Below are 9212 nucleotides of genomic sequence, written 5' to 3'. Positions count from 1 at the left end.
CCGACTGCATGGCGATGCTGTTGCTACAGGTCAGTGAACGCCAGAATTTGAGTCAAATTGGCCTCTAGCGCTTTATCTATAAGCGCTAGCAGCTATATAAAAAATAGCAAACCCCCATGAACTGCCGCCCCGGCTGCGGCGCCTGCTGCACCGCCCCCTCCATCAGCTCGCCCATCCCGGGCATGCCGCAGGGCAAACCTGCGGGGGTGCGGTGTATTCAACTGGGGGACGATGCGCGCTGCCGCATTTTTGGACAGCCCGAGCGGCCAGTGGTGTGTGGCGGGTTGATGCCGTCTGTGGAAATGTGCGGAGCCAGCAATGGGCAAGCGCTGGCGTACCTGACGCGGCTGGAGCGGCTCACGCAGCCGGGAGGTGTTGGCGAACCGGTGGCGTAGCCGGTCCTCTTCTTCTTCCCGCTTGGCCGGGCGCCCGCTACTTCATCGAATGCAGACCGACCTTATTGCCCTCAGTGTCCACAAAATGGGCAAAGAAGCCAAAGTCGTTGCCGATCTCCGTCTTGGGCACCACCACGGCCCCACCCGCCTGCTCCACGCGCGCCAGCATCGGGGCCAGGTCGTCGCCACCATTGAGGTACACCGTCGTCCCGTTTTGCGACGGCGCGCTGCCCTCACCTTGCACGATGGCGCCGCCCACGGCAGTGGGGTCGGTCGACAACATGCCCATCGTCGTCGGGCCCATCTCCATGGGCGCAATGGTGATGCCCAACACCGTTTCGTAGAAGGTCTTGGCGCGGGTGAAGTCGGTCACGGGGATCTCGAACCAGTTCAGGGCGTGGGGCATGGTGCTCTCCTTGGGGTTGGGAAATTGAAAACCAGCACTGTGAACTTTTGCGCTGGTCAGCGCAATGGTGGTGCGTCACTCGGCGCCGCTGGCCTTTTGTAGTTTTTGCTTTTTGTATGCGACACCGGCCACCACCAGATTCGCAATCCCCAAACCCAGAAAACCAAGCACTCCAGCACGCCAAAGAAGGGGGGTGCCGTGCATTCAGCTGGGGGACGATGCGAGCTGCCGCATTTTGGGCCGCCTGAGCGACCGGCGGTGTGCGGCGGGTTGATGCCGTCTGAGGAAATGTGTGGCAGCAGCACGGACCAAGCGATGTTGTACCTGGGGCAGTTGGAGCTCACAACGCAGCCGTCATAGGAAGCAGACGGGCATGCCAGCAGGATGGTTCTAGCTAGCTTTAGCTGTTTGATTTGCCATAGTTACAGGCAGAACAAAGGGTCTGAAGATTGTCCAGGACGGTCTCCCCGCCTTTGCTCCAAGCGACCACGTGATCTACGTGAAGCTCAACACCAAAACTTAGGGCCGGGCTAGCACCACACCCACAGCAAATAAAACGATCACGCTGCAACACTTGCCAGCGAAGCCTGAGAGACGGATCGCGGCCTGTGCGGCGAGTCTCTGCGCCCTTATCGACCGGCATCTCAGTGCCAGCGCTGTTAGCAAAATTCACAAATGCCTCAAGCGCCGCGAGCCAGGAGCCAAAGCGTCGGTTGTACGGACTTTGGGAAATGACGGACGGTGGATGGGCTAACTCACTACGGCGAGGTTGTCGTCCAAAGTATTGCCATAGAACAAGAATGTTCTCGAATAGTGCTTCGTCCGATAGGTTGATCTCGTTGGAGGTCGAAAGCCCTGCAAGTTTCAGTGCCTCGTTCCAAGAACCGAACCTCCGAGAGAAAGTGGTGTAGCTGTATTTGCCAAGTTTTTCGTACTGCCTCAGGCCAACCGTTGACCACCCTTGGTTCCGGGCAATCGACGCGAGATCCTCCAAAAGTTCGGCGGACGATACCGGTGCTCCTTGAACTCGTTGAATGGTGAAGTTTGAATTGCTCATACTTTCGATGAAAGGCGATGGTGGCCGAAACCCTTCTGACCAATTTGGAACACACGGAACAAGAACGCACCAGATAAAAACTATCGCTCGTTCACTATAGCCTTGGCCCGGACGCTAGTTGGACCAGTTTTCCGCCTCAAGGCTTCGGCAACGCCCGATCCCCCCGACACGCCTTCAACGGCTTCGCCGTTGCCGACGCAATGCGCAGCACCCGCTGATCACCGCGGTCCACCACCACCTTCATGGCATGCACACCCGTAGCCATAGTGGCCATTGGTTTTCTTCCACTGCGCATCGGTGAACACCGGCCAGTCGCCTTCGGCGCTGTCACCGCCCTGGGTGGAAACCACCCATTCCCCGTCGCGGTCGGTCAGGGTGGCGTTGTTGGGGGTGGGGTTGTGAAACCAGCCGCAGCGGTTTTCCAGCGGCTGGGCAACGCCAGCGGCGGGTTGCGGTGTTTGCGATTGCGCCTGGGCTCGGGTCGCCCACGGCAGCAGCGCGAACACGAGCATTGACACCACCATCGCCCGGCGCCCGACCCTGCCCGCGCGCGGGGTTGCCTGGGCGCTCCGGGTTGCGTACAACTCTGCCATCTCTGCATCCTTTCCATTTCAGGTAAAAAGTGCCTCTAGCGCTTATACAACAAGCGCTGATAGCTATCAAAACAAAAGCAACCGCGGCAAACACTGTCACAAGACAGCGACCTCCAACGTCTATCAAAGACCCACAGGTCTTTCACACACGCCACCATGACCACACAGTCCGTTTCCACCGCACCCACCGCCACCGACCCCTTCACCGCCCTGCGCCCCCGCCTCTTCGGCATTGCCTACCGCATGCTCGGCGTGCGCGCCGATGCCGAGGATGTGCTGCAGGATGCTTGGCTGCGCTGGAGCCGCCAGGACGTGACCGCGCTGCAGTCGGCCGAGGCCTGGCTGGTGACGGTGGTCACGCGCCTGTCGATTGACCGGCTGCGCGCCCTGAAGGCCGAGCGCGAGGCGTATGTGGGCTGGTGGCTGCCCGAGCCGCTGGTGGAGCTGCAGGGCGACGGCGCTGCCGGCGGTGGCATGCACCACAACACGCCCGAATCCGCGGCCGAATTGGCGGGCGAGTTGTCCGTAGCGTTCCTGTACGTGCTGGAGCGCCTGGGCCCCGAAGAGCGCGCCGCCTTTTTGCTGCGCCAGGTGTTCGACTACGACTACCCCGAGATCGCCGCGCAGCTGGGCAAAACCGAGGCGACCTGCCGCCAGATGGTGCACCGCGCCAGCGAGCGCGTGCAGCAGGCGCGCACGCGTTTTGAGGTGCCCCACGCTGTGCACCACCAGCTGCTGCAGCGCTTCATGCTGGCCGCCAAAAGCGGCGACCGCAACGCCATCGAGGCGCTGCTGAGCGATGACGCGCAGCTGATCGGCGACGGCGGTGGCAAGGTGCAGTCCTTCCCCAAACCACTCGTGGGGCCGTTTCGCATTGCCAACCTGTACTGGGCGCTGTTTCGCCGCCTGGGCGCGCAGGTGGTCTACCGCATGGCGATCATCAATGGCGAGCCGGGCCTGCTGCGTTATGTGGACGGCCAACTCGAATCGGCGCAGGCGTTTGTGACGGATGGCGAGCGCATTGGGGCGATCTACGTGGTGCGCAACCCGGACAAGCTGGTGGGCGTTCCGGCCACGCTGTGAGGGCGCCGTGGCGCCACTACGTCGTCGTCAATGCAGCGCCGCCCGGTGGGCAATGCCAAACCGCTCTGCCAGGGCAGCCAACCGCCGATCCAGTGTCCACAGCGTGGCGCCAGGCGTCATCAGGGCGGAGGCCAGCAGGCTCAGGTCCACCAGGCCACAACCCAGCCCGAAGAGCCGCCCGCGCTCCACCAACGCAATGACTTCGCGCACGGTGGCCTGCTGAGTTGCTTGCAGGCGCTGCAGGTCGGCCAGGGTCTGCGCGCGGGAGGGCGGCGTGCCGCAGGCCAATTCACCCAGCACCAGAGGGTGCATCAGCACAACATCCTGTGCAAGCAACGCCACCAGCGGCGCGTTGCGCTGGCGGAAGTGATCGACCCACACAGAGGTATCCACCAGCACGCGGCCCGTCATGCGGGCACGGCGCCGCCATTGCCGCTATCGCCGCCGTCGCGGTGGCGAGGAATCTCGGGCATGTCGGGCGCCGCGCCACCCAACGCTGCGAGTCGCTTGGCGGACTGCACCCGCACAAAGGTCTTGATCGCCTCGCGAAACAGGTCGGCCTTGTCCAAGCCGGGGTCGGCAACCGCCAGGGCTTCTTCGTACAGGGCGTCTTCAATGGTTACGGTCGTTCTCATGGCTTTGCCTTGTGTCATCCATTGCGTCATCAATATTGATGCGATTGTGCATCTTCAGCCGCATCGTTGCAAAAAACCAAGGCTTGGGGTCACAACAGCGCACCTCACCACGTCTTACAAGCATGAACCGTCGCGACACGTTGGCGACGCTCATCTTCGTCCTTTCACACCACACTTTCATCCAAGGAGCCTGCCATGTCATCCAACCAACACACCGCCCGCCTGCCGTACCACAAGCTGTCTTCCAAGGCCTTCATGGGCCTGGTAGGCGTGTCAGAGACCATCAAGAAAGGCCCGCTGGGCACGCGCCTGGCCGAGCTGGTGTTTTTGCGCGTGTCGCAAATCAACGGCTGCGCGTATTGCATGGACATGCACTGGCATGTGCTGGTCAAGGAGGGCGTGGAGCCGCGCCACCTGAACGCGGTGGCGGGCTGGCGCGAGGCGCCGTTTTTTAGCGAGCGCGATCGCGCCGCACTGCGCTGGGCCGAGATCATCACCGCCACGCCCCACAGCGATGCCAGCGACGACGAATACGCCAAGCTGCAGGCGGTGTTCTCTGAAGCAGAGATCAGCGACCTGAGCTTTGCGATTGCAGTGATCAACGCCTGGAACCTGCTCAACGCAGGCATGCGTGCGCCGATTCCAGAAACGCCGATGGGTTGAGCCGTTTTTTAATCAAATTGGCTGCTAGCGCTTATCCACAAAGCGCTAGCAGCTATCATTTTTATTGCGACCAGCCACACTGCCGAGCGCCGCTTGTGTAGCCTGCCTGACAGTCGCCAGCGCCGCTCCGGCCTACAGTGGTGCCTCCCACCCCCCACGCACCATCGGAGACACCCCATGCTCAACATCCCTTCGCTGAAAGACAGCGTCAGCCCCGAAGAATGGCAACTGCGCTGCGACCTGGCCGCGTGCTATCGGCTGGTCGCGCTGTACGGCTGGAGCGACCTGGTCTTTACCCACATCAGCGCCAAGCTGCCCGAATCGGTGTCGGGCGAGGGCGAGCACCACTTTCTCATCAACCCCTACGGCCTGATGTTCGACGAGATCACGGCGTCGAGCCTGATCAAGGTGGACATGGCGTGCACCAAGCTCCATGACTCGCCCTTTCCCGTGAACCCGGCGGGCTTCGTCATCCACAGCGCCGTGCACGAGGCCCGGCCCGAGGCGGGTTGCGTGCTGCACACCCACACGCGCGCCGGTGTGGCCGTCAGCGCGCAAAAGGGCGGCGTGCTGCCCATCAGCCAGCAAAGCACCTTTGTGCTGGGCTCGCTGGCGTACCACGAGTACGAAGGCGTGGCGTTTCGCGACGAAGAAAAGCCGCGCCTGCAGGCCGACTTGGGCGAAGCCAACTTCCTGATGCTGCGCAACCATGGCCTGCTCACCGTGGGCAAGACGATTGCCGACGCGTTTTTGTCGATGTACACGTTCGAGAACACCTGCCGCATCCAGATCGACGCCCAAGCGGGGGGCGAGCTGACCCAGGTCAACCCACAGATCGTGAACGGCGTGGCGCAGGCGATGCGGGTGCAGACGGGTGGGCTGGGTGGCGCGTTTGCCTGGCCTGCGCTGCTGCGCAAGGTGCAGCGCGACCTGCCCGGTTACGACAGCTAACAACTCGTGTCCACCCGACAAAAGGCAGCGCCGAGCAGAGAAGCCACGCAGCGCATAGGATGCGTTTCCTCATCTTTTCTGAAGGACTCCCATGAAGCTGTACTACTCGCCAGGCGCTTGCTCGTTGTCGCCCCACATTGCGCTGCACGAAGCCGGTCTGGCCTTCACCCCCGTGCTGGCCAGCACCAAAAGCCACAAGCTGCAGGACGGTTCGGACTACTACGAGATCAACCCGCTGGGCTATGTGCCGCTGCTGGAGCTGGACGACGGCACCCGCCTGCGTGAAGGTCCGGCCATCGTGCAGTACATCGCCGACCAGGCGCCCCTCAAGATGCTGGCGCCCGTCAACGGCTCGCTGCAGCGCTACCGTCTGCAGGAATGGCTGACCTTCATCGGCACAGAGATTCACAAAGGCTTCAGCCCCCTGTTCAACCCCGCCACGCCCGAGGAATACAAGACCATGGCGCGCACCAAACTGCTGGAGCGCCTGCAGTGGGTGGACAGCCAGTTGGCCGACAGGCAGTACGTGATGGGCGACCAATTCACCGTGGCCGATGGGTATCTGTTTACCGTGACCAACTGGACGAAACCCACCAATGTGGACATCTCGGGACTGGCGAATCTGGCGGCTTACCGCGAACGTGTGGGCGCGCGTCCGGCCGTGCAGGCGGCTATGAAGGCAGAAGGCTTGCTGAAATAAAGCGCACCGCTACTGACACGTGACACGGACTGAAAAGTAAAAATCCGTTCACGCTGAGCTTGTCGAAGCGCCGCGCAAGGCTCCGACAAGCCCAGCCCGAACGGCTCGCTCGGATGATTCCAACGCCATCCGTATCACCGCGCAGGCATTGCGCGCCGCTAAAGCGGCTTCTGCCGCCACGCCACTAGCGCCCCCACCCACAGCGCGCAGGCCGAAAACACCAGCCCGCGCGCCAGCCCCCCGGGGCCGTCGGCGATCAAGCCCACCACCGTGGGCCCCACGATCTGCCCGGCGGCAAACACGATGGTGAACGCGCTGATGCCACTGGCCCAAAGCACCTGGGGCAGGTTGTGGCGCACCAGCGCGGTGGTCGATGCGACCACCGACAGAAACACACCGCCAAAAAGCAAACCCGACGCCAGCATCACCGGCCAGGCCGACGTGACTGCGGGCAGCACTGTGGCCACGCCCAGTAGGCCGTTCAACAGTGCCAGCGCCTGTCCGCCGCGGCTGCGGTCCAGCAAGCCTGCCCAGATGCGCGACGACAGCACCACCGCCAGCCCCAGCAATGCATAGAACCACGTCACCTCCCCGCCGCTGGCACCCTGCTCGCGAAGGAGCGCCACCACAAAGGTCATGTAGCCGATGTACCCCACGCCAAACAAGCCGTAGCCCAGCAGCGCGGGCGCCAGTGCGCGCCAGCGCACCCGCGCTGGCGGCGGGGCTGCATTGAACGCAGTGGGTGGGGGCGGGGGTGGCGCCAGCACCTGCAACGCGCGTGCGGGCCACCACAACACCAGGGTGGCCGCAGCGCACGCCAGCCCCAGCGCCCACCAGGCCCAGGTCCACGCGTGCGGCGCCGGGGCGGCTGCCAGCACCGAAGGCACCAGCACCGCCGACAGCGTGATGCCCCAACCGGTGCCGCCGTAGTACAGCCCCAGCAACAAGCCACCCCGACCGGGTTGGTGCGCGCCCAGGCGCGCCGCCAGCAGGCCACCTGCCACAAACACCAGCGCACTCGCCACACCGGCCAGCAAGCGCTGCAGCAGCAACGGCGCAGCCTCGGTAAAAAATCCGCTGAGCCCCATGAAGATGGTGGCCAGCACAGACCCCGCCAACAACACCGTGCCGGGCGCCAGGCGGCGCAACAACAGGGGTGTAGCCAGCGCGCCCAGCAGGTAGCCCAGCGCATTGACGGTGTTCATGGCCCCGGCCAACGTGTACGACCAGCCCAGGTCTTCGCGCATGGGCGGCAGCAGCAAGGCATAGGCAAACCGCGTGATGCCCAGCGACACCGCAGCCCCCATCGACAACGCCACCGCCAGCCACAAAGCCGGGATGGCAGGCAGCGCGGATGCGGAGGGGGAAGCAGGTGGCGGTGCGTGAGGGCGTGCAGGCATGGGAGCTTTTGATTCTGCCCCACCCCCCAAAACAATGTGCTGGGCGCCACAGCCGGACAAAGCGCAGAACAGCACAGCACAGCTTTTTTCGCACGCGCAGCTATCACAAAACCAGAGCCCTTGTTGACGCATGTGCGCTGCACGTTTTGCGTTGCAGCATTAACCTCCGGGACTTGATTGATTGTGTGCCACCCGTTTTCTGAAAGCTGATCCATGCCATTTCTGTCCGACCCCGTACAAGCCGGTGACCTGCAACTGGCCAACCGCATTGCCATGGCACCGCTCACGCGCAACCGCTCGCCCAATGCCGTGCCCACCGACCTCGTGGCCACGTACTACACGCAGCGCGCCAGCGCCGGGTTGCTGATCTCTGAAGCCACCGCCATCACGCAACAAGGCCAGGGTTATGCAGATGTACCGGGCCTGTATGCACCCGAGCAGATCGCGGGCTGGAAGAAGGTGACCTCGTCCGTGCACGCAGCGGGCGGCAAGATCGTGGTGCAGCTGTGGCACGTGGGCCGGGTCTCGCACACCGACCTGCAGCCCGGCAACGCCGCACCGGTGGCGCCATCCGCCATCCAGGCCAAGACCAAGACCGTGCTCATCAAGGACGGCGTGCCTACCTTTGTGGAAACCTCGATGCCCCGCGCGCTGGAGCTGGCCGAGATCCCCGGCATCGTGGCCGACTACCGCCGCGCGGCCCGGGCCGCCATCGACGCAGGCTTTGACGGTGTCGAAGTGCACGCCGCCAACGGCTACCTGATCGACCAGTTCCTCAAGACCGGCAGCAACACCCGCACCGACGCCTACGGCGGCAGCGTTGAAAACCGTGCCCGCTTGCTGGTCGAAGTGTTGACCGCTGTCTCGGCAGAAATTGGCGGCGGCCGCACCGGCATCCGCCTGTCGCCCGTCACCCCCGCCAACGACGTAATCGACGCCGACCCGCAGCCCCTGTTTGAGTACGTGGTGCGCCAGTTGGGCCCCCTGGGCCTGTCATACATCCACGTCATCGAAGGCGCCACCGGCGGCCCGCGCGAGGTGGAAGGCCGCCCGTTCGACTACGCCGCCCTCAAGGCCGCATACCGCACCGCAGGCGGCAACGGCGCCTGGATGGTGAACAACGCCTACGACAAGGCCCTGGCCGAAACCGCCCTGGCCAACGGCGCCGACATCGTGGCCTTCGGCCGCCCCTTCATCGCCAACCCCGACCTGGTCACACGCCTGGAACGCAACGCGCCGCTGAACGAAGTGAACCGCGCCACGCTGTATGGCGGCGGAGCCGAGGGGTATACGGACTACCCGGCCTTGGCAGCAAGCTGAACGGCATCT

The 9212-nt window shown here is 63.8% G+C and carries 12 protein-coding genes; 6 read left to right on the top strand and 6 right to left on the bottom strand.

The annotated features are described in order from the left end of the window. The first annotated feature begins 116 nt into the window (after nt 1-116). Nucleotides 117-395, top strand: coding sequence for a YkgJ family cysteine cluster protein (locus ACK41V_RS18780; protein ID WP_409784531.1), 279 nt, complete (start codon nt 117-119; stop codon nt 393-395). 37 nt (nt 396-432) lie between these two features. Here the strand turns inward: ACK41V_RS18780 and ACK41V_RS18775 are convergent, their stop codons facing one another. The 3 genes from ACK41V_RS18775 to ACK41V_RS18765 all read right to left on the bottom strand — a co-directional run bounded on the left by ACK41V_RS18775 (nt 433) and on the right by ACK41V_RS18765 (nt 2451). Beyond that, nucleotides 433-801, bottom strand: coding sequence for a VOC family protein (locus ACK41V_RS18775; protein ID WP_409784529.1), 369 nt, complete (start codon nt 799-801; stop codon nt 433-435). 400 nt (nt 802-1201) lie between these two features. Beyond that, nucleotides 1202-1858, bottom strand: coding sequence for a homing endonuclease associated repeat-containing protein (locus ACK41V_RS18770; protein ID WP_409784527.1), 657 nt, complete (start codon nt 1856-1858; stop codon nt 1202-1204). A gap of 218 nt (nt 1859-2076) precedes the next feature. Then, entirely contained in the window at nt 2077-2451 is a 375-nt protein-coding gene (locus tag ACK41V_RS18765) for a DUF4087 domain-containing protein (RefSeq protein ID WP_409784525.1), read from the bottom strand. 156 nt (nt 2452-2607) lie between these two features. Between ACK41V_RS18765 and ACK41V_RS18760 the strand changes: the two genes are divergently transcribed. Continuing rightward, on the top strand, nt 2608-3534 hold the full coding sequence (locus tag ACK41V_RS18760) for an RNA polymerase sigma-70 factor (RefSeq protein WP_409784524.1): 927 nt from the start codon (nt 2608-2610) through the stop codon (nt 3532-3534). 27 nt (nt 3535-3561) lie between these two features. On the opposite strand, the gene ACK41V_RS18755 is transcribed toward ACK41V_RS18760, so the two are convergent. Then, nucleotides 3562-3945: a type II toxin-antitoxin system VapC family toxin gene (locus ACK41V_RS18755; RefSeq protein ID WP_409784522.1), complete on the bottom strand. Its 384-nt coding sequence runs from the start codon at nt 3943-3945 to the stop codon at nt 3562-3564. Next, entirely contained in the window at nt 3942-4169 is a 228-nt protein-coding gene (locus ACK41V_RS18750; protein WP_409784520.1) for a type II toxin-antitoxin system VapB family antitoxin, read from the bottom strand. Before ACK41V_RS18750 ends, ACK41V_RS18755 begins: the two co-directional genes overlap by 4 nt. Nucleotides 4170-4364: 195 nt before the next feature. Here ACK41V_RS18750 and ACK41V_RS18745 point away from each other — a divergent pair, with 195 nt between their 5' ends. The 3 genes from ACK41V_RS18745 to gstA all read left to right on the top strand — a co-directional run bounded on the left by ACK41V_RS18745 (nt 4365) and on the right by gstA (nt 6483). Beyond that, the gene (locus ACK41V_RS18745) at nt 4365-4832 is read left to right on the top strand and encodes a carboxymuconolactone decarboxylase family protein (protein WP_409784518.1); all 468 of its coding nucleotides are present in this window, start codon (nt 4365-4367) and stop codon (nt 4830-4832) included. A 177-nt stretch (nt 4833-5009) separates the two neighbouring features. After that, nucleotides 5010-5783: a class II aldolase/adducin family protein gene (locus ACK41V_RS18740; RefSeq protein ID WP_409784516.1), complete on the top strand. Its 774-nt coding sequence runs from the start codon at nt 5010-5012 to the stop codon at nt 5781-5783. Between the two features lie 91 nt (nt 5784-5874). Continuing rightward, nucleotides 5875-6483: a glutathione transferase GstA gene (gstA, locus tag ACK41V_RS18735; protein ID WP_409784515.1), complete on the top strand. Its 609-nt coding sequence runs from the start codon at nt 5875-5877 to the stop codon at nt 6481-6483. A gap of 158 nt (nt 6484-6641) precedes the next feature. Here the strand turns inward: gstA and ACK41V_RS18730 are convergent, their stop codons facing one another. Further along, nucleotides 6642-7883 carry a YbfB/YjiJ family MFS transporter gene (locus tag ACK41V_RS18730; RefSeq protein ID WP_409784513.1) on the bottom strand — a complete coding sequence of 414 codons (1242 nt, stop codon included), beginning with the start codon at nt 7881-7883 and terminating at the stop codon, nt 6642-6644. 213 nt (nt 7884-8096) lie between these two features. Between ACK41V_RS18730 and ACK41V_RS18725 the strand changes: the two genes are divergently transcribed. Then, nucleotides 8097-9203: an alkene reductase gene (locus ACK41V_RS18725; protein ID WP_409784511.1), complete on the top strand. Its 1107-nt coding sequence runs from the start codon at nt 8097-8099 to the stop codon at nt 9201-9203. Nucleotides 9204-9212: the final 9 nt, after the last annotated feature.

Source organism: Acidovorax sp. (genome assembly GCF_046291265.1).
Classification (GTDB): domain Bacteria; phylum Pseudomonadota; class Gammaproteobacteria; order Burkholderiales; family Burkholderiaceae_C; genus Acidovorax.
Note: the sequence above shows the minus strand (reverse complement) of the source record. Positions and strands in the feature narration are given on the sequence as shown.